Below are 22,321 nucleotides of genomic sequence, written 5' to 3'. Positions count from 1 at the left end.
CTACTTATACTTCCAGTTCCTTGATTTTCCTTCATTAAGCCATTCAATAGCCGTGGCCATTCGCTTTTCGCGGGTGGCTTCGGTTTTTGCTTCAGTTATCCACTCCAGGTATTCGCGCTTATGCGATGCGCTGAAGTCCTCAAAAGTGGCCAGTGCTTTAGGTTCTTGCGATAGTACTTTGGCGAAATAATCAGGCATAGGTATCTCGGGCTTTGGCGCACCTGGCGATTTTTTTACGTTGCCTTTTACGCCTGCCTCATTTAGCTTTACAGCCTGCTCAATAAAATCAATTAATATTTCGTCTGACGGAAGATCGACCAATGAAGTAAGCCTGCCAAAGCTGCCCATAGCCGCTTCGCCTGCGTTGATCAATCCGTGCGGATCGTTCAAAGAGGTTGCTTTCCAGAAACCGAAGGCGCAATGCTGTTTGAACGAGGCCATATTACAAACCGGCCCTTTGTAGTCAAAAAACGGCATTCCCCATTTTATGGTTTCGGTAATTTGAGGTGCCGCAGCATGCATTAGGTGCCTAAGGTGTATTAAAACGGGTTTGGCAAAATCTGCAGCTTTTTCAATATAGGCGTCAATGCGGGGATCGTACTTTTCCATAGTACAAGTTAGGAAATTTTAGAGAAAAGGTATTGGTATTTATTTCACCAAACTGCCAAACAGCTGCATGTGCCAGCTATCCTTAAACGGAACTTCCCATTTGTTTTGCAGGTCTTTAAAAGTTGGAATAAGGTTATTAAAAACCACAGTATCCTTGTTGATCTCACCGTTTGCCAGTTTTTCTTCAAATGCGTTGCGGGGTAGTGAAAGTACTTTAGTCCCTTCGCGATAGGCCAGGTTAAAACGGTCAAATAAATTAACACCAAAAGCCTGTTCTATTTGTTTCATAAAATGAACGGATTTATCAATAGAACATCCGCTTGCGCCTGTTTGTGTTTCATCAACTATTAAAATCAGAAAGCGATTATAACGCACCTCACCAGTTGCTTTCAGCTGGTTGTTGTGGGCCGTCCATTGCGCGGCAAATGTATTTAAGTGCTGTTGTATTTGATTGGTTTCCTCGTCAGATAGCTGTCTGTCTGACTGATATATCCACACTCTTGAATTTTCAGAAAATTGCATATTGCAAATTTATAAATTATTAACTTCGACTTTGCGTTTTATTGTAATGATAAGATCAATTATCCTAAAAAGAAAAAAACGGTTTCTTGTATTTTCATTCGTGCTCACCGGGCTGGCGGGTTTGTGCTTTGTTGTTGAGCAGGACTGGCTGAACTGGAGCAATCAATGTCTTACCGCATCATATGACGCCACGGCAGATACAAAGCTGAAAAAGTTTGAGATCAGCCTCAATCAGGAAGCGTTTTTGCGGTTGCGTAAAACCTATCAGAACGGTAAACAGGAATATTTCTCTTTGCAACTGCAACAGTTAGATGACCTCAATTATCTGGGTAACAACTATAAGGGTACGCTACGATTAAAAACCAAAGAAGATGACATTATTGTTCAAACCTACAACGACCGCAAAGGCAACATCGATACTATGGCAACTGTGCTGGACATCCCATTGAAAAACATGGAGCCCGAGCGTTTAGATAGTTTGCAACAGGCTATTAATTTCCTTAAAGCTAAAGGGCTGTGAATTGGATTATCAGAAGAAGCAATAAATTATTGTCTCATACGCACCTGAAGGGGTTAATTCAACCAATTTTTAAAGATATAGAGAAGTGGAGTTGGTTTATTTCTGATCTGGACTTTCTTTCCAATGGCACAATATTGCCAATCAACTTTGATCACGACTATTTTATCCTTTCTCCGGAACAGTTTCAACAGTTGGTTACTGCAGATCCACAGATTATTTGGGGAGTATTACTTGGATTTTCTAACGAGCAATTAATTGACGTAGACGAGGAAAATCTGCCTTATGCTGAAGGAAACGAACTGATATGGAAAAACGGTAACATTCAACATACTAACGCTTTAATTGAAATAGTTTGTTTTGACAGTGGCTATACTATTGTAAAGTTTAGAGACGCGCAACTGTCTGGTAAATTTAAAGCGTATTTTGAGGAAGCCATAGAATTAGAAAGCTTTTAGTAAAGGCAGACTTCATATTAATTACCTCATAACCTATTCGCTCTTGCTGTTATCTCCGCAATATCCAATACTTTAATTTCCTGGTCCTTATCGCGATGTTTAATACCATCGCTTAGCATGGTCATGCAAAACGGACAGGCTGATGCAATTACCTGTGCATTAATAGCAACAACTTCGTCAACGCGCTCCATATTGATGTCTTTGTTTCCCGGCTCAGGTTCTTTAAACATTTGAGCGCCTCCCGCACCACAGCATAAGCCATTGCTGCGGCAACGTTTCATTTCAACCAGTTCGGCATCCAAAATTTCTAAAGCTTTGCGGGGAGCTTCGTATACTTCATTCCCTCTGCCTAAATAACAGGCATCATGATAAGTAATGCGTTTACCTTTAAAACTTTCTCCACCTTCTGCTTTCAGCTTGCCCTCGTCAATTAATTGTTGTATCAGTTGCGAATGATGGATCACCTCATAATTGCCACCCAGGTTAGGGTATTCGTTTTTTATGGTATTGAAGCAATGCGGGCAGCCGGTAACTATTTTTTTGATGTTGTAACCATCAAGCAGCTGGATATTCATCATAGCCTGCATCTGGAACAAAAATTCATTGCCTGCGCGCTTGGCTGGGTCGCCGGTACAGGCTTCTTCCGTGCCTAAAACAGCATAGCTTATGCTAACGTGGTGCAATATTTTGCAAATATCGCGCGTAATTTTCTGGGCGCGCTCATCAAAACTACCGGCGCATCCTACCCAGAATAAAATCTCGGGTTGTTTACCCTCGGCGGCCATTTGAGCCATGGTTGGAATTTCGAAATTCGGATTTTTGATTTCAGATTTGTTTAATTCGTCCATAACTATCTGCTAACTTCCAACTGAACTATCTACTTATCTGCCCAGTTAAACCTATCGGCATTACTGTACTTCCACGGCGCTCCATTATTTTCAACATTGCCAAACATGTTATTAAGGCTGGCCGGCGCTGCCGACTCTTCCATTACAATGTATTGGCGCATCTGAACAATAATATTCAATGGGTCAATATTTACCGGACAAGCCTCTGTGCAGGCGTTGCAGGTAGTACATGCCCAAAGTTCTTCCCGGGTTATGTAATCATCTAATAAGGCCTTGTTATCGTGGTGGTCATTACCGTGTTGATCCATGTTTTTGCCTATCTCCGTAATACGATCGCGTGTATCCATCATGATCTTACGTGGCGATAGTAGTTTACCCGTAATATTTGCCGGGCAAACCGAAGTGCAACGCCCGCACTCGGTGCAGGTATATGCATCCATCAGATTTTTCCAGGTGAGGTCTGTAGCATCTTTGGCGCCGAAACGGCCTGGGGCTTCTGCTGTGGGAACAAACGATGGATCAAGCATGGCCTTCACCTCATTGGTTACGGATGCCATGTTGCTAAATTCTCCTTTTGGCTCCAGTTTAGAATAGTATGTGTTTGGGAAAGCCAGCAATATATGGAAGTGTTTTGAGTAGGGCAAGTAGTTTAAAAACGCCAGTATGCCAACAATGTGAAACCACCAGCAGGCACGCTCTATCGCAACAAGTGTGGATGTTTGACCAGCTAAAAATGAAGTCAGTAAACTGCTTACAGGGAAACTGCCTGCTTTGATATAGTGGTTGTATTGCAAAGTTTGCAACTTGTAATCGGCAGCGTTCATTAACAGAAAAGCCGTCATTAAACATATCTCAATAATGAGTATGTAGTTGGCATCTGACTTTGGCCATTCTTTCATCTCCATACCGCTGAAGCGTTTTAACTTCAACAGGTTTCTGCGCGCAAGGAAAACAACACACGCAGTTAGCACTAAAACAGCTAGTATTTCAAATGAACCTATAAACAGGCTATATAAGCCGCCTAATGCCCGCGAAAATATGCGGTGCGTGCCAAACAGTCCGTCAAGCACTATCTCTAACACCTCAATGTTAATGATAACAAAGCCGACGTAGATAAACAAATGCATTACGGCGGCTACAGGGCGTTTACCCATTTTGCTTTGCCCTAAGGCTACACGGGCCATGGTTTTCCAGCGCTCGGCAGGGCGGTCGCTTCTGTCTGTATCTTTTCCCAATAAAATATTGCGCCGTATGCGGCCAACATTGCGGCTAAAAAGATAGATAGCGGTAGCTAAAACAATAAGAAAAACGATTTGGCCTATCATACTTGATCAACTAAAGTAGAAAATACAATCCGCATAAAAAATGTTTTTGATGCAAGTAGCTGATTTAGATTTGTATAGAAAAAAGCGCGAAAAAAAATTAAAATAAAGTTTTCATAAATGAAAAAACACACTACATTTGCAGTCCCGAAACAAGGGGTACCATAGCTCAGATGGTAGAGCAATGGACTGAAAATCCATGTGTCACTGGTTCGATCCCAGTTGGTACCACAAACGAAAGCCTCTTAGAGAAATCTGAGAGGTTTTTTTTGTTTCAAGTGTCATTTGTGCCATCATGTTGAAAATACTCATTTATAGCAGATAACGCTTTTTTAATTAGTACACTATTTTAATATATCAATGATGCAAACATACATGGTTTTAAGGTTTACTAATCCATAGCGCACCGTTTTTGGCATTGTACCGCCATATCGATCCGGCTTCAAGTAATATATTTAATTTCTTATCTGCGTCTTCAGAGGTTAACGCACTTAGTTCGGCAAATTCTCTTGTAGTTAACGTGTTATAGGTTTGAAATAAATTTTTCCAGTCTTTAGGGTAATCTCGTTTAGCTGCTGCTGGTACAAGCTTAGTGATGGCTTCCTCATAAGCGTTAAAAGCTTTATAGCCATATACCATTTCAGTATTGCCTTCCATGTCATTAAAAAAAATGGTAGGAAATCCTCTTACATGCATACTCCGCGCCAATGCCAGGTCCTTTGAAAATTCGTCTTTTGCTATACCATTTAAATCTGCCCCAAATCTGTTTATATCAAGGCCGGCTTTAGTAGCAGCCTCAATAATTACCTCCACCTTGGCTATATTCATTTTCTTCAGAAAAACCATTTCGCGCATAACTCGCAGCATGTTTATAGCTTTATTTTCATTTTGTAGTTGGGCTGCTTTAAACGCTATTGACGGCGGGTAGGATGAATCAAGCGGATCTTCTAACCATACATCACCATCAATAGGCATGTTGTAATACATGCTTACCTCGTCCCAATGGTGTGCTACGTCTGACGGTTTACTTATGCCGCCGCTATTGTAGCTCCAGTCTGGCAACAGGCCCCCCATGTGGTATTCAATTTCAATGATGTCGCCGTAAGCAAGTTTAAGCTTACGCAATTGTGGTTCTATGCCCCAACAGGATGAGCATATAGGATCAGTAAAATAAAGAACTTTCAAAGGCGTGGAGCCTGTATTCATTATATTCTTTTGGTCGGAAATTTTTTGTTCAGGAATTTCGCAGATCCCGCTTTCAGGATCGCAGATCATCGGGTTATTCGTTGTTTTTATTGTCATAATCTCTCTAAACTTAATTATCAGGTACTGGTACAGTTTTAAAGTGATAACTTTAGGGGACTACGCTAACCTAATGAGCTATTGCAAAGCTCGAAAACATAGTGTTAACCGTCAATAAGTCAAAAAAATATGACCACTATAAGCTCAGACACAACGGATAATAATTGCCCTGCCCAAACCCTGCTAAAGCTATTAGCAGGTAAATGGAAGCCGGAGTTATTTAAACTTGCAACGCGCGCTCCGTTGCGGTTTAATACACTATTAAAGCAACTTGAAGGCAGCAATAAACAATCTTTATCTATTGCTCTTAAGGAACTTGAAGAGGCCGGCATACTGCACAAAGAAGTTATAAAATTGAAACCACTTCATATAGAATACACGCTCACGGATAAAGGGAAGTCTATGACGCCGATATTTTTAAACTTAGAGATCCTGTCGGGTTGAAATAAATTATTAAAAATAAACCTCACTGTGCTGCATTTACAATTGAAATTGCTTCTTGCCGATTGAATAGCATTGCTATTACACGCCTTTGTAACAAAGCGGTTGCAAAAGGATAATAAAATTGATTTATAGCGATATCTGTATTGAATGATCTTTTTTAAACAAGAAGTGTTGTATGTGGTTGTAAATCAAGTAATTGTTTATTTTTTGGTGTATAAAGTACTATTTTAAAAATTAGTTAGATTCGGTTAAAATTGTACTTCTAAGTTAGTTTGATGATAAAAAACAGTCAGTTTTTGATAAAAAAAAGTCAATCAGTATACACATATTTGTTACACACCAATTGCTAACTATTTTAAACCCGGAGCAATCCCCAATTTTTTAAAAGGTTTTGGATCAGAAAAAGGATCGTATTCCATTGCTCTGGCAGCAGATATGTTTTGACAATGACGTTAAGGCGTTTGAGTCATTATACTATCTGTTATACGATGCGCTGGTAAAATTTGGCATGATGTATGTCAACCACCGGGAAGTGGCTGAAGAGATTGTCGGCGATGTGTTTGTTAAAACCTGGATGGGAAGAGATAATATGCAACATGTACAACGAATAGACACCTATTTGTTTGTTGCTGTTAAAAACCAATCATTAAATCATCTTAAAAAATACTCCACTCTGCATGTTGTTGTTGACGATTACGAAAACGATGTAAATTTAATTGACACAACAAATCCTCAAATACAATTGGAAAAAAAGGAGTTACAGGTTTACCTTGATCAGTGCATCAATGCGCTTCCTCAACAATGCCGTATTATTTTTAAACTGATAAAAGAGGACGGCTTAAAATATAAAGAGGTTGCAGAAATATTAAATATTTCACCACGCACGGTTCAAACACAATTGGTTAGGGCTATGCAAAAACTAAGTATCTCTTTGTCAGCGTACGCAGCACAACCCTCTGCAACCGGCGTGAGTATTGCAACATTTATAAATACAGTGTTGCTGTTAATTTTTTCAAAAATATTTTTCTAAGCTGTAGGCAATTCTTCCTTTTTTGTTGTCCTTACATTAAAACCAATAATATTCCAATTCATTAATGGAGCAAACGCGTTTTGTTGAACTGCTTACCAAGGAGCTTGTAGAAGGCTTAACTCTTGCCGAAAAACAGGAGTTGAACCTGCTATTGCAGCAGCGTGCTGAATTTAAAAAGCAAAGAACCATTATAAAAGACTACTGGAGTAACGATAAGGTTGAATACAAGGCAACCGCTGAAGGTTTCAAAAAAGTTATGGATGCGGTATATGTTGCAGAGCAGGCGACAGAACAAGCAACGCAAACCGTTAAAGCAACCAAAGTTTTTAAACTGAGGCCAGCTTTTAGATATGCTGCAGCTATATTACTTCTGGCAACAACTTTATGCTTGTGGTTTTATCATGAAAGCACCTCATCCGGAAAATATCTTTCAACAAAATTTGAGACAAAGATTACTGCCCCAAGAATGAAATCAAGACTGATCTTGTCAGACAGTACTATAGTTACGCTTAACTCGGGCACTACTTTCAAATATCCGGTGGCGTTTGGCAAGGGCAATAGGGAAGTGTATTTAAATGGTGAAGCTTTTTTTGAGGTTCACAAAGATAAAAAACACCCATTCATTATTCACACAAAAGAAATGAATGTTAAGGTTTTAGGAACAGCCTTTAACGTTAAATCATATGACTATGAGCCTAAAAGTGAAACATCACTTATACATGGTTCTATTGAAGTAACGCTTAATGATCGTAAATCTGACAGGATTATTTTAAAGCCTAAAGAGAAATTAATAATAGAAAATAACTCACCCGTAAATAACCAATTGAAAACGGCAACCAAACTGAAAATGGAGGATGCCGAAGAAGAGGGGACGCAATATTCCCTCACCAATTTAACCTATCTCCCTAATATTGACAGCGCGGCTGTTGAAACCCTGTGGTTAAAAAACAAACTGGTATTTAAAAATGAAGACTTTGAATCCATCGCAGCCGATATGAATAGGTGGTATGGCATTCAGATCATATTTAAAAGCCAGGAACTAAAGAAACTTAGGTTCACGGCAACGTTTGAACACGAATCTGCTATTGAAGCGCTTCAATCATTGCGTTTAACCGAAGATTTTCATTTTAAAAAAGATGGTACTATGTTTTACATTTCAAAAGGAAAGGGCCTATGATAACATAATGACATAAAAAACGGGATAACCTTTCTGGTTAATCCCGCTCCAATAAGATGACCATATTATAATGTAACAGCAGATGTTGTTGGCACGGCTACCTGTTGTTCTTCACCTTAATTTTTAAAGTTATGAAAATTTCTATGCACTCGAGGAGTGTACCGGATAAATATTATCTATTTAAGCGTCTGTTAATAATGAAACTGACCGTAATCTTAGTAATGGTTCTTAATCTTAGTGCTTTTGCCAACGTGTTTTCTCAAACAAAAATCTCAGTTGATTTGAAAGATACCGATCTAAGCACATTAATTAATACCATTGAACGCAATACAAGCTATCGCTTTGTATTCAGCAACAGAAAAACTCCAACCGATAAAAAAGTTACTGTAAAAGCCGATAATCAGGATGTAACTGCAGTACTTGGTAAAGTGTTAGCTGATCTAAACCTGGATTTTAGAGAACTTGATAATCATTTGGTAGTGATAGCTCCTGCAGGTAAGCTTAATGAATACCTGGCCGAACAACAACAACAACGTTTTAAAGTAACAGGTTTGGTTACTGATGAAAGGACCGGTGAGACCCTGATTGGCGCTACAGTAGCCGTAAAAGGAACAACAACGGCCGTAGCTGTTGACGTAGCCGGTAAATTTACCATAGAGGCGCCAAGCGCCAACTCAACTTTGGTAATTAAATTTGTCGGTTATACCGATCTGGAGGTGCCCATTGGAGGTAAATCTATCTTGGATATAAAGATGTCAAAAGTGACTCAAAACCTTGAGGAGGTTGTAATAACCGGCTTTGGTTTAACCACCAAGAAAGCTACACTTGCCGGTGCGGTTTCACAACTTAGCGGCGAAGAATTATCACAATCAAGGGCAACTTCAGCTTCAGGTGCAATGGTAGGTAAAGTTGCCGGTGTTAACTTCAGGCAGTCAACAGGCAGACCAGGTGCAAATCCGGATATACGTATTCGTAACTTTGGCGGCGACCCACTAATTATTATTGATGGTACAAGACGTAACATTGACGCTTTTAACGCCCTTGATTTTAATGATGTTGAATCATTAAACGTATTAAAGGACGGTTCAGCCGCTATTTACGGGTTTGCAGGACAAGACGGTGTAATAGTTGTGGTAACAAAAAAAGGAAAAAGAGGCCAAAAACCAACGTTTGCTTTTGATAGCTATTATGGTACCCAAACTTATGCTAATTTTAATAAGCCCGGCGACATAAAAAGCTATGTTAAAGGTATAGTACAAACCGAAACTTATGGTGACGGAAGGCAAAGTGTTCCTACCAGAACCATAACCCGCGAAATTTACGACAAGGTTATGAGTGGCGCGCCAGGTTATGAAGGTTTTGATTGGTATAATTATATCTACAAAAGCGCACCACAATACCAGGCTAAGCTGTCAGTTTCTGGTGGTACAGAAAATACAGATTATTATATTAGTGGAACTACCTTAACTCAAGGCGTAGGTTTACGCGACTTTGGTGACGGTTTTAAACGTCAAAACATACAAGCCAATTTTAACGCCAACATTAGCAAACGTGTTAAGTTTGGTATGCAAATGAACGGATATTGGTCAAAACAATCAAATACCAATGTTGAAGGTAATGATTTTGACTGGCAGGCCGAAGCCCCATATCGTAACCTACCAATCCTACCAGGGTCAGGAGCTTCTCCGTACGCTAATCCTGAATCAGGGCCGTATGTTAATGGCAACCCTTTATATCCAAGAGGTACATCTCCATCCAATCAGGCATACAGCTACGGTTTGGTAAGCCCTGAGCTATCAGGAGTTGAATCAACCACCAGAAGAAACGTTTCAATAACCGGTACCTTAGAAGTTGACATTTTACCTGGCTTAAAAGGCCGTATGCTGGCTAACTACTCATTTTTGAGTAACCAGTTTGATTCACGACGTATGGCGCCAAGTTTGTATCTGTTGAACTCTACAGGTGCAATAGTAGCAGATGGATCATTTGTGCAACAACGTAATAATGAGCACACTTTTACCAATACCGATAACTCTTCACTGCAATTTCAGTTAGAGTATAAAAAATCTATTGGCCAGCATAACTTCCAGGTGAATGTCAATCAGGAGAGTACACTTAACTATGCTCCATCTGTAAGGGTAACGGGTATACCTCCGGCTAATAATATTCCTTATATACCAAATACCGGTCTTACCTATCTTACCTCTTTCGAGGATAACATTAGTAATTATTCACCACAGCAGGGTTATCAGATAAGGTTAAATTACGACTTTGCAGGAAAATACATTGTTGAGGCTTTTGGACGTTACGATGGATCATCTAACTACAGACCTGAACGCAGATGGGGATTCTTCCCAGGCGGTGCTATAGCTTACCGTATCTCTCAGGAAGATTTCTGGAAAAACAGCCCGGTGCTAAGTATTTTTGACGACTTTAAGATCAAAGCATCATACGGTATTTTGGGAGCTAACTTCGGATCTCCTCAAGAAAACTACTTGCCTGGCTATCAATTTAATCAAGGGTCTGCAGTGTTAAACGGTAGTGTAATTACCGGTACACAAGTTTTAAATCCTCCGTCTCTTGCACTAACATGGGGACGCACCTATTCAAGTGATGTTGGTATTGACATGACCTTGTTAAACAACCGCTTAAATATAGCGTTAGACTATTTCAACCGTACCCAAACCGGACTTCCGGCAAACAGAGGGTTAACGTTGCCTGATCTGGTAGGCTTTCAGCCGGGTAATGAAAACATAAATACCGATAAAAACCGCGGTGTTGATGGTAGCATTTCATGGCGCGACCGCGTAGGTGAATTCAGCTACGGCCTTAACGCCAGCTTTAGTTACGGCAGAAGCATAGTTGGTTTCCGTTACAACCGTATTTTCCCGAGTGACTATAACAGATTTATAGGTAGCATTCCGGGAGTTACCGGAACCCAATATGGCGTAGACAGATTAAACGGCGGACCTTTTCAATATACAGTTATAGGACAGTTTCAAAGCTGGGAGCAGATACAGAACTACGGTATTGATCAAGACGGTAAAGGTAACGTAACTCAAAAACCTGGTGATTTCATATTCAGAGACACAAATGGCGATGGTGTTATAAATTCACTTGATCAAACCAGAGAAACTTATCAAATAAATGGTGGTCTTCCGCCACTAAACTTTGGCTTTGGTTTTAATGCAAATTACAAAGGGTTTGATATAAGAGCTGATTTTACAGGTGGTTCATTGTTTACGTTTGAACAAACGTCTTCAGGTTTTAGCAGTGCTACAGGTGCTTATATGCGTGAGTGGTTACCTAACCGCAATACGTCACAGTATTTATTTGACAACTCAAGCTATTATTCTGACATATTTGACAGGAACAGCCCTATAATAGTTGGTAAGTACCCATTGCTTTTACAAACCAACCCTGCTCCTAATACCAATTTTAATCACGGAGGATGGCAAACCAACATAACCTATATTAGAGTACGTAATTTACAATTAGGTTATACCATACCGTATTCTGTTTTGAAAAGTGTGGGTGTAACTAACTTAAGGGTATACTTAGCTGCGCAAAACTTGTATACTTTCTCAAATATGCCGGGTAAAATTGATCCGGAGCTTGTAACAGGTGCCGGCGGCGGATTGCCAAGCCCAAGAGTTTTAACAGCAGGCGTTCAAGTTAAATTCTAAAAAATACGAACATGAAAAAGAAATTTTTATATAGTCTATTTGCACTCTTTTTGATAAACACGGTGTTTATTGGGTGTAAAAGAGACCTAACGGTTGTTCCAAACTCAGTTGTATCAGACGCATCTGTGTATACTGATAAGAATCTGATCACTTCAGTACTGGCACGTTTTTATTCGCAAATTAACGGTGGAAACGCAGGTGCTGGCTGGGGCGCAAGTAACGCTACTGATGATAGCTATCAACAAGATCCGGATGATGCACAAAATAACAGGGGCGGGGCATCTGCTCAACAAGTTCTTTTTACCAAGAACAGGTACCGTGCTTTTGATTACGGTTTGATACGTAGAATAAATATCTTTTTACAAGGCATACGTTCTGAAGAATCAAAAAAGAGTATGTCCGCGTTTGATAATTCGTCGTTTGAAGGACAAGCTTTATTTTTACGTGCCTGGACTTTTTTCCACATGGTAAAAACTTTGGGTGGTATGACCATTGTAGGCGACCAGGTGTTTGAATTTAACGGTGGTACAGATGCTACGCCACTGCAATTAAAACGCAACTCAGAAGAAGAATGTTATGATTACATTTTGGCGCAATGCGATCTTGCTGCTGCAAAACTCACCAGCAGTGGTATAGCAACTATTCCGGCAACGCAGAACAAAAATGCTGCCTTGGCTAACAGGTGGGCAGCCAAAATGCTTAAAGCACGTGCTGCTTTAACTGCGGCATCAATTGCTAAATTTAACACGCCAGGCGACGCGCTTTTGGAAAAAAAGGATAGGTTCGGCACGCAGACCCATGGTATACCTGCAAGCAAAGCTGATGCTTATTATAAAGCCGCTTTTGATGCTGCTAAAGAAGTTATTGACGGTGGTGCTTACCAATTAATGACAGGTGGTGATCTTGCATCTGCACAACAAGCCTTTAATAAGGTATTTAACGTAAAAGACGGTAATACAGAAGTGATATGGGCAGCAGATCGTCAATCGCCTAATATAAATACACAATGGACTTCATGGGTAGGCCCTGTAACTCATACAGAAGGCCCAACAGGTAACCAATTGGGAGCCCCTGCTGATTTTGTTGATACCTTTGAGGATAGATTAACCGGTGCTCAGGGTATTAGAACCAGAACTCTTCCAACCAGTCTTTTAAACGAGATGATTGCTGGTTCAACTAACCCGCCAATCATGTACGATTTGTCAAATCCGGCCGACAATCCATTTATGCAAAAAGATGCCCGTTTATGGGGATCTGTTATTTGGCCTCAAGCTGTTTGGAAAGGTACTCCGGTAGATCTGCGTGCCGGCGAGTGGCGCGGTGAGTATAACGCTGACGGTACGCTTAAGGTTTACACTTCTGCACCTCCGGCTAAAGGAACTCAAGGTACTTTCCTTACCAGTATAAACGGACCTGCTGAGAATACCAGCAATATTGTAAACAAAACCGGTTTTATTCCACGCAAATGGCTTGACGAAAAACCTGGTGCTTCGCTTTCGCCTAACTACAGCGATATCTGGATGATACGTTTCCGTTTGGCTGAAGCTTATGCTATATGTGCTGAGTCTGCTTTACTGAGTGGGCCGTTAGGCGGGCCGGGTGTAGGTGTTACTTATATCAATTTTTTAAGAAGACGTGGTCTGCTTCCGGATCTTACAGCCGGTCAATTTACCTTTGACCAGTTAAGAAGAGAATTGCGTATTGAATTCTTTATGGAAGATCACCGTTTGTGGGATATGAACAGATGGAGACTGGCAGACCAATACTGGGATGGTCCAACCGACTCAAAAAGAGTGGAATATCCAAATGGTACGTCTTATCCATATCAATTATATGGTTATACTGTAAATCTTGGCGCCGGCAACCCTAACAACGGTAAATATGTATTTGAAAGGAAGAAAGCTTTCAGAAAAAGAGCTAATCCTCAATTCTTTCAAAGGTCAAGTTATTATTCAAGTACGGATGATTCTTGGAGAACATGGAATCCAAACTGGGAAAGAAATCCGGGTGAATAATTAAATCATAAAAAACATGTTATGAAAAAGATAAATAGAATAACACTTTTAATAATGTTAGTGATTGCAGCAAGCGTGCTTATGCAGTCATGCGGTAAAGACAACCTGAAATACCCATCATCAACATTGTCGGGACGGTTAACTTACCAGGGCCAACCTGTTGGATTAATACCATCTAACCCTGATATTATCGGATCGGCCAATACCGCTACCTTGCTTTTGCAACAAACAAGCGGTGCTCAGGAAGTTTATGGTGCGGGAGAGGTACGTATTTACGCCAAGAATGATGGTAGTTTTACCAGTAAGTTTTTTGACGGTAAATACCTTATGAGAACTCAGACAAGTAGAAGTCCTTTTGAAGATTTTACCAACAGGGCTGTTACGGTTAGTGGTGATACTGATCTTGGCAATATTGAGGTTGTACCTTACTGGTGGATGAATGGCCTTCAAACCGACTACACAGCAGGTGTATTTACAGCTAACTTTAATCTTACTAAACCATCTGCAAATACTGCAAGAACCTTAGAGAGGGTATATATATTCCTTTCTCCAACTAATTTGCCTGATGTCCAGTCTTCAACTCAAGGTGTAGCTAAAAACTGGATTGCCGGTTTTAATTCTGGAGGTATTGTAGTTCCTGCTGGCTCAAGTACTGGTGGTACAGTTACAATTAAAGTTGATCTGAATGCACTTACTACCGGCGAAAAACAATTTCTAAAGGCCTTTGGTAACAATACTACCGTGTATGCTACTGTAGCCGTTAAAACTACCAACATAAATGATGCGTTGTATTCAAAACCAATACAATTGAAATTGCCGTATTAGTTAACAGCTATAACGAATATTAATTTTTTAGCCCGTAGTGTAAAACAGGGCAAAACCTAAACACTAACACATCTATCCGAAAACCTTCGCTGTACCTAACTCGCGTTAATAGGTACGACGGGGGTTTTCTTTTTATAATGCCTGCTTATTAAATTTTTCTAATATTTATTAAGTGCTTAGTAAATTGTACTGTTAATCAGAAAATAATAAATATTTTTGGGTGCTGTTAATTAAACTTCATCACCCGCACAATTGAACAACGTTACGCGCCCTATCCCCTTAATTTCTAAAGTATTTTTTTGTTGCCTGATAAGTTTAGCAGCTTCGGCGCAAAACACTTACCGCAACCAGATAGGTAACCGTTTAGATAACGACCAATACGTTGACCCATACAATGACCGCTATTACATGGCCGGGCATTTGTTGAATTTTACCACCGTACTAAACAGCAATAAAGATTGTGCTAATTTATTAAGCGGCGGATTGGTAAAAAAAACGCTCGAACTGGAAATTGGCCAGCAAATATACGGCCCCTTTGCTACCTGGGCCCGTTACGATTTTATACAAGACCGCCCATACACTGGTTATCTCTACGCAGGTGCTTCGCTTAATTGGTTGTATAACAACGAAAGCGCTCTTAAAATTACTGCCCAAATTGGAACTATTGGCCGTGCGTCGCAGGCGGAACGGGTGCAAAAGGCCTTTCATCATGCTTTTGGTTTGAAAGAGCCCGAAGGCTGGCAGTACCAGCTAAACAATGAGCCGGGCATTAATCTTGAAGCGCAGTACACTCATTTGCTTTACCGCAATGAAAGTGAGTGGCTTGATGTAGCCGCAACCCCGGCTTTGCGTTTAGGTAATACTTTCAGCAATGCCAATGCTGCTGTGCAGTTGCGGATAGGCAGTATAGATAAGCTTTATCAATCTGCAGGTACTAATAGCAGGGTAAGCATGGGAGGCGATCATCAAAAAACAGAGTTCTACTTTTTTGCCATACCTCAGTTAAGCTATGTAGCTTATAATGCTACTATACAAGGTGGCATGTTTGTTAAAGATAAAGGCCCGGTCCATTTTGATGTGGAGCCTTTGGTATTTACTCAGATTTTAGGCCTGCAATTTTCATCGCAGCGGTGGTCTGCGTCATATACTGCTTTTATAAGGGGAAAGGAAGTAAAAAGCACTGCCACCGGCCAGCAGTATGGCGCCATTGCGCTGGCTTATCGTTTTGGAGCTAATTGAAATTGCTTATAGAGTTTTCTAACTTACACCCAATCTTAAAGAGCCAGAAATCCGGGTTCAGACAATCGCCTCTTTATCGCATAACTCTTACAATCGCCGTCCCAAATAAAATTGCATGGTTAGGCTGTAAACGCTAACTTAGCCAGCGGTTGTTGCTGTGTGTATTTTTGGTTTGCATATGCCGCGCAACCAGCCAATTTTCAACATAAAACCAATCCCATACTAATATGAAATTCCGTTTTAGGCAATTGTTAGTTGCATTATTGTTACTGCCGGCTGTGGTTAGCGCACAGGCGGTAAAGTACCCTTACCAAAACACTAAACTTACCTTTAAAACGCGTGTTGCCGATCTGGTAAAACGCATGACGCTGGAAGAAAAAGTTAGCCAGATGTTAAACTCATCACCGGCTATACCACGCCTGGGCATACCTGCTTATGACTGGTGGAATGAGGTGCTGCACGGTGTTGCACGTACGCCTTATAAAGTAACTGTGTATCCGCAGGCCATAGCTATGGCTGCCACTTTTGACCGTAGCTCACTATTCACTATGGCAGATTATTCTGCTTTAGAGGGTAGAGCGGTGCATAATAAAGCTGTACAACAAGGCCGCGCCAATGAGCGTTATATGGGCCTAACATACTGGACACCTAACATCAACATTTTCCGCGATCCGCGTTGGGGCCGTGGCCAGGAAACTTACGGTGAAGACCCTTACTTAACCGCCATTATGGGTAATAGCTTTGTACGTGGTTTGCAAGGTGATGATCCTAAATATTTAAAAGCTGCTGCCTGCGCCAAGCACTATGCCGTGCATAGCGGTCCAGAGCCTTTAAGACACGTATTTAATACCGATGTAAGCAACTACGACCTGTGGGATACTTACCTGCCTGCCTTTAAAAAACTGGTTACCGAAAGTAATGTTGAAGGCGTAATGTGTGCTTACAATGCTTTCCGCACCCAACCATGCTGCGGCAGCGACGTGTTGATGGTTGATATTTTACGTAACCAGTGGGGCTTTAAAGGTTACGTTACTTCAGATTGCTGGGGTATTGATGACTTCTTTAAAAATCACAAAACCCACACTAATGCCGAAACTGCGTCTGCTGATGCTGTATTGCACGGTACAGACGTAGAGTGCGGAACTGACGCTTATTTATCATTAGTAGCAGCAGTTAAAAATGGCCGTTTGTCTGAAAAAGACATTGACGCTTCTGTAACACGCTTATTCATGACGCGTTTTAAACTGGGCATGTTTGATCCGGTTTCGATGGTGAAATATGCGCAAACTCCTGCATCAGTATTAGAAAGTGCAGAGCACAAAGCGCATGCTTTGAAAATGGCGCGCCAGTCAATCACCATGTTGAAGAATCAAGGAAATACTCTTCCCCTTAAAAAAACTATAAAAAAGATAGCCGTAATTGGCCCCAATGCTGATAATGGCATTGCTATTTTAGGTAACTACAATGGTACGCCAACGGATAGGGTAACTGTATTGCAAGGTATTAAAGCAAAATTGCCTAATGCCGAAATTATCTATGAGAAAGCCATCAACTTTACCAATGATACCTTATTGGATTACCGCGATGTGAGCGGCCAGTACAGCATTGACGGTCACCCTGGTTTTAAAGCCGAATACTTCAATAATGTTGAGTTAAAAGGTACCCCGGTTGTGAAAACAGAAGCTGAAGTAAACCATTTCTGGCAAGAGGGCGAAGCTATTGGCAACGGCATTAAAGCCACCAACTTCTCTGCACGTTACTCTACCAATTACAAAGCAGGTAACGAAGGCTTCATTACTTTTGAAATTGATGGCGATGATGGCTGGCGCTTTTTGGTTGACGGTAAAGAGGTGTTAAACATCTGGACCCGTAACCGTTGGGGTGCGCAGCAGTATAAACTGGTTACTGAGCCTGGCAAAAGCTATAAATTAGAATTAGAGTATTGGCAAGGTGATGGCAAGGCCAACATCCGCATGAGTGCAGGTACTTACAAAAAAACCGACTTTGCTGCATTGACCGAGCGTATCAAAGATGCTGATGCTATTGTTTACGTAGGCGGTATATCTCCGCAATTGGAAGGTGAAGAAATGAAAGTGCCTTATCCTGGCTTTGACGGCGGCGACAGAACGTCTATTATGCTGCCTAAAGTTCAAACTGAACTGATGAAGGCCTTTAAAGGCACAGGAAAACCGGTAGTTTTTGTAATGATGACAGGTAGCGCGGTTGCTATTCCATGGGAGGCCGAAAATGTGCCAGCTATAGTTAACGCATGGTATGCCGGCCAGTCTGCAGGTACTGCAGTTGCTGATGTGTTATTTGGCGATTATAACCCTGCCGGTCGTTTACCTGTTACCTTCTATAAAGGTGACAGCGACCTACCTGATTTTAACGACTACACCATGACCAACCGCACCTACCGTTACTTTACCGGTACCCCATTATATGGCTTCGGTTACGGCTTAAGCTACACTACATTTAAATATGATGCAGTTACAGCTCCATCCATAGTTAAAAAAGGTAATAAAATGGTAGTTACTGTAACAGTTACCAACACCGGCAAAATGGCCGGCGAAGAGGTTGCGCAGCTTTACTTAACTTACAACAACAATGCGCAGAAAACACCAATAAAAGCGTTAAAAGGCTTTAACCGTATATCGCTTAAAGCAGGGGAGCGCAAAATGGTAACCTTTACCGTTTCTCCATCTGATCTTTCCCTACCTGATGCTAACGGCAAAATCACTCCGCTTAAAGGTAAGTTTACTGTAAGTGTAGGTGGCTCGCAGCCTGATGAAAAGAACGTTACCACCGGTAATATTGTTAAAAAGACGGTTACTATGATGTAATCATAAAACATCATCCCTTATAAACAACAACGGCCCCGAATTTTCGGGGCCGTTGTTGTTTATAAGAAAAATAGGTAATGCTGAAACAAGTTCGGCATGAGGTGCGGATTAAAACTTTGCGCTATTAATAACGGGATTTTGGCTTGCATTAACCTGATACGTGTTAATAGAGTTATCCTTACCTATTTCAAAAATTCTGTACCCTTTATAAGCTGTCCCCCAGTTACCGCCAAAGTGGGCATCGAAAATATGCGGCAGTTTGCCGGTATAACGAATAACATCTAAGGAGTGGTCATGTCCATGCAGTACAGCCTTTACATTTGGGTAGCTGTGGAGCAACTCAATGATTTCCGGGCACTCAATAAAATTACCTTTCTCCTCGGGCAGCCACAGGTGCGGCGGAACATGTAGCACTACAAAAACCACGGGTTTATTCTTAAACGCATCTAAAGAGCGTTTTAAAAAGGCGTCATCCGGGCAAACGTATTTGCCTGTTTTGTCTGTAGTGTTTGCCAACACAAAGCCTACATCGCCTTTATCAACAATAAAATTGTCCTCGTAGCCAAATATCGCTTTCCACATGGCGGCGTCTACGTGGTCGTGGTTACCAGGTACAGCATAGCAAGGTACAGGCAGTTTGTCAAGGTAAGTTTTTTTTAGCTTTGGTAGCAGGTCGGGGCGGTCATGTACCAGGTCGCCATTAATGATCACCATGTCCAAATGGTTATCCTTATGCTCTTTTTTTAACCAGGTGATGAGATCGCCGTAAAATTTATCGCCGTCGGTGCCTGGCTGAGCGTAGTGACCGTCGGATGCTACCACGAAACGCAGTTTGAGGTCGGCGGCGGGCTTTACAAGCAGTTTTTTCTCTCCTGCAAATAAATCAATTGATGGCAGCAGGCTCAGGCCTCCAAGGGCCATGCCTGTTTGTATAAATTTTCTGCGACTGTTCATACTGTTAAAGTTAATGCTTCCGTGTTAAGCCAATTTTAAAAAGAGTGATTAAGCATTTATATTGGCTTTAGCTTGCTCAATATGCGCCAAATGATGGCGGCCATGCCAGGAGTATAATGCTAAGTTTCTTTTCAACGATATGGTAGCGCCCGTTTGCGGATGGATGAACGTACGATCCCAATCGGCATCAGTAAAGCTATCAAACAATGCTATTAAGCGCGCGTGTATACCATCCAGCATGTTTAACGAAGGTGCTAACGGTAACTTGTAATCTGCCAACTCCGCCCAAAGATCTTCATGATATGCTTTGATGGTGGGATTTTCTTCAGTCATTGCCCACTTGAAACGAAGAATAGAATTAGTGTGGCTATCAGCAAGGTGATGAACAACCTGCCGTATGGTCCAGCCGCCGGGACGGTAAGGCGTTTCTAACTCCACGTCAGTCAGGTTGCTCACGGCGTTTTTGATCAGTATCGGCAATTCCTTAATATCGGCTTTCCATTGCGCGATATTTTCTTTGGTATAAGTTTCTGGTACTATAAAATTTCCTATCGGATAGCGTAGTTGTTCTTCGGTCATGCGGATGATATATTATTTAGTGGTTATGCAAGCTTTCTGCTAATTTAGCGTTTTGCAAACGCGCTTATTTCAAAGGATGGTAAAAAAGTTACTTGTAGCACTATTGGTTTTTTTGGGAGGTGCTGCCCATGCCGAAACCATAAAAACCGATGTTGTAGTTATAGGTAATGGTACTGCCGCCATAGCAGCCGCCATACAAAGCGGCCGCAGTAACGTTAAAACCCTATTATTGTTAAATGGACCGTGGCTTGAAGAATTATCCCTTCAGAAAATGACCGCCCTCAACGATCCCACTTACGCTCCGTCTGGTATTTGGGAGGAACTGGATAAAGAGCTGCGCCAGTTCTATAAAAAAACATCGGGTTATGATACGCTTGCAAAAGCATTGATGTTTGAACCTTATGCGGCGGCCGGCGCGCTAAAACGCATGGCCGATTCAACTAAGCAGCTAACCGCTAAACTCAATGTTATTTATAACTCAATTGAGAAAGATGGCACCGGCTGGAAACTGGAGGTGATGATAAAAGGGGAGAAAGTAACCATTAAGGCTAAGGTGCTGATTGATGGCACCGAAGATGGCGAGATGATAAAAAAAGCCGGCGCAACACTGCCCCCAGATATTATAACCTGGTTAAGCAAAGGCGCTGCCGACTTGTACCGCACCTCAATAGCTTCGGGTACTTACCTCACCGCTGATAAACAAGGCGCTATTAATTATCCCGGCGGAGCCGTTTATTATATTCCGTTGAGCGCGGTTACCATAAAAGGTGTTGACAATTTGCTAACCATTAATAAAACACTTTTTCCGAACGGTGCTTATAATCTTACAGCCAAAATAGCAGTAGGGCAGGGAGTAGGAGCAACAGCAGCATACTGCGCCTTTTTTAAAACAACCACGCAAAAGTTAGACCCGAGGGTTATCCAAATTGAAATATTGGATTTTAAATCGTCGCTATTGTATTTTACCGATGTGGATAGAAAGGACCCTTATTACCGCGCCGTTCAACAAATTGCAGCAACTGGTTTATTAAAAGGATACTACATCGTACCTGACTCAGAAAATCCAAACGGCGACTTTCATTTTATGCCGGAATTAGAGGTAAGGACTGCGGAGATAAAACCAATTTTAACCGAGATTTACTCACGGGTGTTTTTGTGGATGAACAGGGAAAAACCCGGTGAACAATTTACAGTTGGTAATTTGCTATCACTGATAAGTGAAATAACATTAGCAGAACCAGCCGACTTTAAACTGAAAGTTCAAAAGGCTTGGAAAACTGAATATAAGTTTAAGTCGGATTTTGACCTGAATAAACCTGTCACCCGTCGTGAGTTTGCCATACTGGCCAACCAGTATCTTAGTCCCTTTGCCCGCAAGGTAGACATTAACGGGAAGGTGCTTAATTAAATTTGATCAGTGGATTGCAACTAATCTCTAATTAACCAATCACTGATCAACTAAATTACGCATCCACGCTATCCGTCACCATTACACGTTCAACATATTGTTTAACGTAGTTGGCTAAAAAGTCTTCATGTATAGGGTCAACCTGGTACAGGTCGTGATCTTCCACACTGTTAAATATCGTCAATAACGATACATGGTAGGAGCTTTCTATAATAGGCTTGTCGCTTGGAACAGGTACACCCACATGCACATCGCGCAGGTGTTTAATATTGGCCAGGCCTTTCACGCCTTCAACAAAAGTGGCGGTATCAGCAGGATTTTTCAACCAGAAAAATACGTTATGTACAAAAGCGTCTGTTATCATTGTTGTTTATTTTAGATGTGCCGCTAATATATAAAGTATAGCCGCTAATTGAAAGCGTTGTCGCTTTTGCGTGTGGGTCAAAAATTACGCTGAACTTTTTTTAAAACGAAGAGCATATATTTCAGCTACGTTAACATCAAACTATGCCACCAAAATGTTACCCCGGTGTCAAATATTGG

Annotated in this window: 19 protein-coding genes and 1 tRNA gene; 12 read left to right on the top strand and 8 right to left on the bottom strand. The window is 41.2% G+C overall.

All coding sequences use genetic code 11. From position 1 onward, the window contains the following. Both CLV57_RS14415 and CLV57_RS14410 read right to left on the bottom strand, forming a co-directional pair. Entirely contained in the window at positions 1 to 609 is a 609-nt protein-coding gene (locus CLV57_RS14415) for a YdeI/OmpD-associated family protein (RefSeq protein ID WP_100342087.1), read from the bottom strand. A 39-nt stretch (positions 610 to 648) separates the two neighbouring features. Further along, complete coding sequence (locus CLV57_RS14410) at positions 649 to 1,131, bottom strand: ABC transporter ATPase (protein ID WP_100342086.1); 483 nt, start codon at positions 1,129 to 1,131, stop codon at positions 649 to 651. Positions 1,132 to 1,177: 46 nt separating this feature from the next. Between CLV57_RS14410 and CLV57_RS14405 the strand changes: the two genes are divergently transcribed. Both CLV57_RS14405 and CLV57_RS14400 read left to right on the top strand, forming a co-directional pair. Further along, positions 1,178 to 1,651 (top strand): hypothetical protein, encoded by a 474-nt coding sequence (locus tag CLV57_RS14405; RefSeq protein ID WP_100342085.1) that lies wholly within the window; start codon positions 1,178 to 1,180, stop codon positions 1,649 to 1,651. Next, entirely contained in the window at positions 1,648 to 2,106 is a 459-nt protein-coding gene (locus CLV57_RS14400; protein ID WP_100342084.1) for a hypothetical protein, read from the top strand. Before CLV57_RS14405 ends, CLV57_RS14400 begins: the two co-directional genes overlap by 4 nt. Positions 2,107 to 2,132: 26 nt before the next feature. On the opposite strand, the gene CLV57_RS14395 is transcribed toward CLV57_RS14400, so the two are convergent. Next, entirely contained in the window at positions 2,133 to 2,954 is an 822-nt protein-coding gene (locus tag CLV57_RS14395; protein ID WP_100342083.1) for a (Fe-S)-binding protein, read from the bottom strand. A gap of 29 nt (positions 2,955 to 2,983) precedes the next feature. Further along, on the bottom strand, positions 2,984 to 4,279 hold the full coding sequence (locus CLV57_RS14390; protein WP_100342082.1) for a (Fe-S)-binding protein: 1,296 nt from the start codon (positions 4,277 to 4,279) through the stop codon (positions 2,984 to 2,986). A 155-nt stretch (positions 4,280 to 4,434) separates the two neighbouring features. Here CLV57_RS14390 and CLV57_RS14385 point away from each other — a divergent pair. Beyond that, a tRNA-Phe gene (locus CLV57_RS14385) sits at positions 4,435 to 4,507 on the top strand. Between the two features lie 150 nt (positions 4,508 to 4,657). On the opposite strand, the gene CLV57_RS14380 is transcribed toward CLV57_RS14385, so the two are convergent. Next, positions 4,658 to 5,578: a DsbA family protein gene (locus CLV57_RS14380; RefSeq protein ID WP_100342081.1), complete on the bottom strand. Its 921-nt coding sequence runs from the start codon at positions 5,576 to 5,578 to the stop codon at positions 4,658 to 4,660. Positions 5,579 to 5,707: 129 nt separating this feature from the next. Here CLV57_RS14380 and CLV57_RS14375 point away from each other — a divergent pair, with 129 nt between their 5' ends. The 8 genes from CLV57_RS14375 (at position 5,708) to CLV57_RS14340 (ending at position 18,837) form a co-directional block, all read left to right on the top strand. Further along, a complete protein-coding gene (locus CLV57_RS14375; RefSeq protein ID WP_100342080.1) occupies positions 5,708 to 6,022 on the top strand; it encodes a winged helix-turn-helix transcriptional regulator in 315 nt (104 codons plus the stop codon). Positions 6,023 to 6,413: 391 nt separating this feature from the next. Further along, positions 6,414 to 7,052 carry an RNA polymerase sigma-70 factor gene (locus tag CLV57_RS14370; RefSeq protein WP_100342079.1) on the top strand — a complete coding sequence of 213 codons (639 nt, stop codon included), beginning with the start codon at positions 6,414 to 6,416 and terminating at the stop codon, positions 7,050 to 7,052. A gap of 64 nt (positions 7,053 to 7,116) precedes the next feature. Continuing rightward, complete coding sequence (locus CLV57_RS14365; RefSeq protein ID WP_100342078.1) at positions 7,117 to 8,229, top strand: FecR family protein; 1,113 nt, start codon at positions 7,117 to 7,119, stop codon at positions 8,227 to 8,229. Positions 8,230 to 8,426: 197 nt separating this feature from the next. Beyond that, complete coding sequence (locus CLV57_RS14360; RefSeq protein WP_157799170.1) at positions 8,427 to 11,915, top strand: SusC/RagA family TonB-linked outer membrane protein; 3,489 nt, start codon at positions 8,427 to 8,429, stop codon at positions 11,913 to 11,915. A gap of 11 nt (positions 11,916 to 11,926) precedes the next feature. Further along, positions 11,927 to 13,930 carry a RagB/SusD family nutrient uptake outer membrane protein gene (locus CLV57_RS14355; protein ID WP_100342076.1) on the top strand — a complete coding sequence of 668 codons (2,004 nt, stop codon included), beginning with the start codon at positions 11,927 to 11,929 and terminating at the stop codon, positions 13,928 to 13,930. A 21-nt stretch (positions 13,931 to 13,951) separates the two neighbouring features. Beyond that, the gene (locus tag CLV57_RS14350) at positions 13,952 to 14,755 is read left to right on the top strand and encodes a DUF3823 domain-containing protein (protein WP_100342075.1); all 804 of its coding nucleotides are present in this window, start codon (positions 13,952 to 13,954) and stop codon (positions 14,753 to 14,755) included. A 252-nt stretch (positions 14,756 to 15,007) separates the two neighbouring features. Then, positions 15,008 to 15,994 (top strand): lipid A deacylase LpxR family protein, encoded by a 987-nt coding sequence (locus tag CLV57_RS14345; protein ID WP_100342074.1) that lies wholly within the window; start codon positions 15,008 to 15,010, stop codon positions 15,992 to 15,994. Positions 15,995 to 16,221: 227 nt separating this feature from the next. Further along, positions 16,222 to 18,837 (top strand): glycoside hydrolase family 3 C-terminal domain-containing protein, encoded by a 2,616-nt coding sequence (locus CLV57_RS14340; protein ID WP_100342073.1) that lies wholly within the window; start codon positions 16,222 to 16,224, stop codon positions 18,835 to 18,837. 108 nt (positions 18,838 to 18,945) lie between these two features. Here the strand turns inward: CLV57_RS14340 and CLV57_RS14335 are convergent, their stop codons facing one another. Both CLV57_RS14335 and CLV57_RS14330 read right to left on the bottom strand, forming a co-directional pair. After that, the gene (locus tag CLV57_RS14335) at positions 18,946 to 19,791 is read right to left on the bottom strand and encodes a metallophosphoesterase family protein (protein WP_100342072.1); all 846 of its coding nucleotides are present in this window, start codon (positions 19,789 to 19,791) and stop codon (positions 18,946 to 18,948) included. Positions 19,792 to 19,839: 48 nt separating this feature from the next. Continuing rightward, positions 19,840 to 20,370: a YfiT family bacillithiol transferase gene (locus CLV57_RS14330; RefSeq protein WP_100342071.1), complete on the bottom strand. Its 531-nt coding sequence runs from the start codon at positions 20,368 to 20,370 to the stop codon at positions 19,840 to 19,842. Positions 20,371 to 20,446: 76 nt separating this feature from the next. On the opposite strand from CLV57_RS14330, the gene CLV57_RS14325 reads away from it, so the two are divergent. After that, positions 20,447 to 21,778 carry an FAD-dependent oxidoreductase gene (locus CLV57_RS14325; protein WP_100342070.1) on the top strand — a complete coding sequence of 444 codons (1,332 nt, stop codon included), beginning with the start codon at positions 20,447 to 20,449 and terminating at the stop codon, positions 21,776 to 21,778. Positions 21,779 to 21,833: 55 nt separating this feature from the next. Here the strand turns inward: CLV57_RS14325 and CLV57_RS14320 are convergent, their stop codons facing one another. Beyond that, positions 21,834 to 22,142 carry a Dabb family protein gene (locus CLV57_RS14320; RefSeq protein WP_100342069.1) on the bottom strand — a complete coding sequence of 103 codons (309 nt, stop codon included), beginning with the start codon at positions 22,140 to 22,142 and terminating at the stop codon, positions 21,834 to 21,836. Positions 22,143 to 22,321 lie beyond the last annotated feature (179 nt).

Source organism: Mucilaginibacter auburnensis (assembly GCF_002797815.1).
Lineage (GTDB): Bacteria > Bacteroidota > Bacteroidia > Sphingobacteriales > Sphingobacteriaceae > Mucilaginibacter > Mucilaginibacter auburnensis.
This window is presented reverse-complemented; position numbering and strand designations above follow the sequence as displayed.

What these genes read in the sequence shown, in the direction of transcription:
- CLV57_RS14395 (WP_100342083.1), bottom strand. Translation starts at nt 2,954, where the DNA reads ATGGACGAATTAAACAAATCTGAAATCAAAAATCCGAATTTCGAAATT.
- CLV57_RS14320 (WP_100342069.1), bottom strand. Translation starts at nt 22,142, where the DNA reads ATGATAACAGACGCTTTTGTACATAACGTATTTTTCTGGTTGAAAAAT.
- CLV57_RS14405 (WP_100342085.1), top strand. Translation starts at nt 1,178, where the DNA reads ATGATAAGATCAATTATCCTAAAAAGAAAAAAACGGTTTCTTGTATTT.
- CLV57_RS14340 (WP_100342073.1), top strand. Translation starts at nt 16,222, where the DNA reads ATGAAATTCCGTTTTAGGCAATTGTTAGTTGCATTATTGTTACTGCCG.
- CLV57_RS14325 (WP_100342070.1), top strand. Translation starts at nt 20,447, where the DNA reads ATGGTAAAAAAGTTACTTGTAGCACTATTGGTTTTTTTGGGAGGTGCT.
- CLV57_RS14365 (WP_100342078.1), top strand. Translation starts at nt 7,117, where the DNA reads ATGGAGCAAACGCGTTTTGTTGAACTGCTTACCAAGGAGCTTGTAGAA.
- CLV57_RS14355 (WP_100342076.1), top strand. Translation starts at nt 11,927, where the DNA reads ATGAAAAAGAAATTTTTATATAGTCTATTTGCACTCTTTTTGATAAAC.
- CLV57_RS14375 (WP_100342080.1), top strand. Translation starts at nt 5,708, where the DNA reads ATGACCACTATAAGCTCAGACACAACGGATAATAATTGCCCTGCCCAA.
- CLV57_RS14390 (WP_100342082.1), bottom strand. Translation starts at nt 4,279, where the DNA reads ATGATAGGCCAAATCGTTTTTCTTATTGTTTTAGCTACCGCTATCTAT.
- CLV57_RS14350 (WP_100342075.1), top strand. Translation starts at nt 13,952, where the DNA reads ATGAAAAAGATAAATAGAATAACACTTTTAATAATGTTAGTGATTGCA.
- CLV57_RS14415 (WP_100342087.1), bottom strand. Translation starts at nt 609, where the DNA reads ATGGAAAAGTACGATCCCCGCATTGACGCCTATATTGAAAAAGCTGCA.
- CLV57_RS14335 (WP_100342072.1), bottom strand. Translation starts at nt 19,791, where the DNA reads ATGAACAGTCGCAGAAAATTTATACAAACAGGCATGGCCCTTGGAGGC.
- CLV57_RS14410 (WP_100342086.1), bottom strand. Translation starts at nt 1,131, where the DNA reads ATGCAATTTTCTGAAAATTCAAGAGTGTGGATATATCAGTCAGACAGA.
- CLV57_RS14330 (WP_100342071.1), bottom strand. Translation starts at nt 20,370, where the DNA reads ATGACCGAAGAACAACTACGCTATCCGATAGGAAATTTTATAGTACCA.
- CLV57_RS14360 (WP_157799170.1), top strand. Translation starts at nt 8,427, where the DNA reads ATGAAACTGACCGTAATCTTAGTAATGGTTCTTAATCTTAGTGCTTTT.
- CLV57_RS14380 (WP_100342081.1), bottom strand. Translation starts at nt 5,578, where the DNA reads ATGACAATAAAAACAACGAATAACCCGATGATCTGCGATCCTGAAAGC.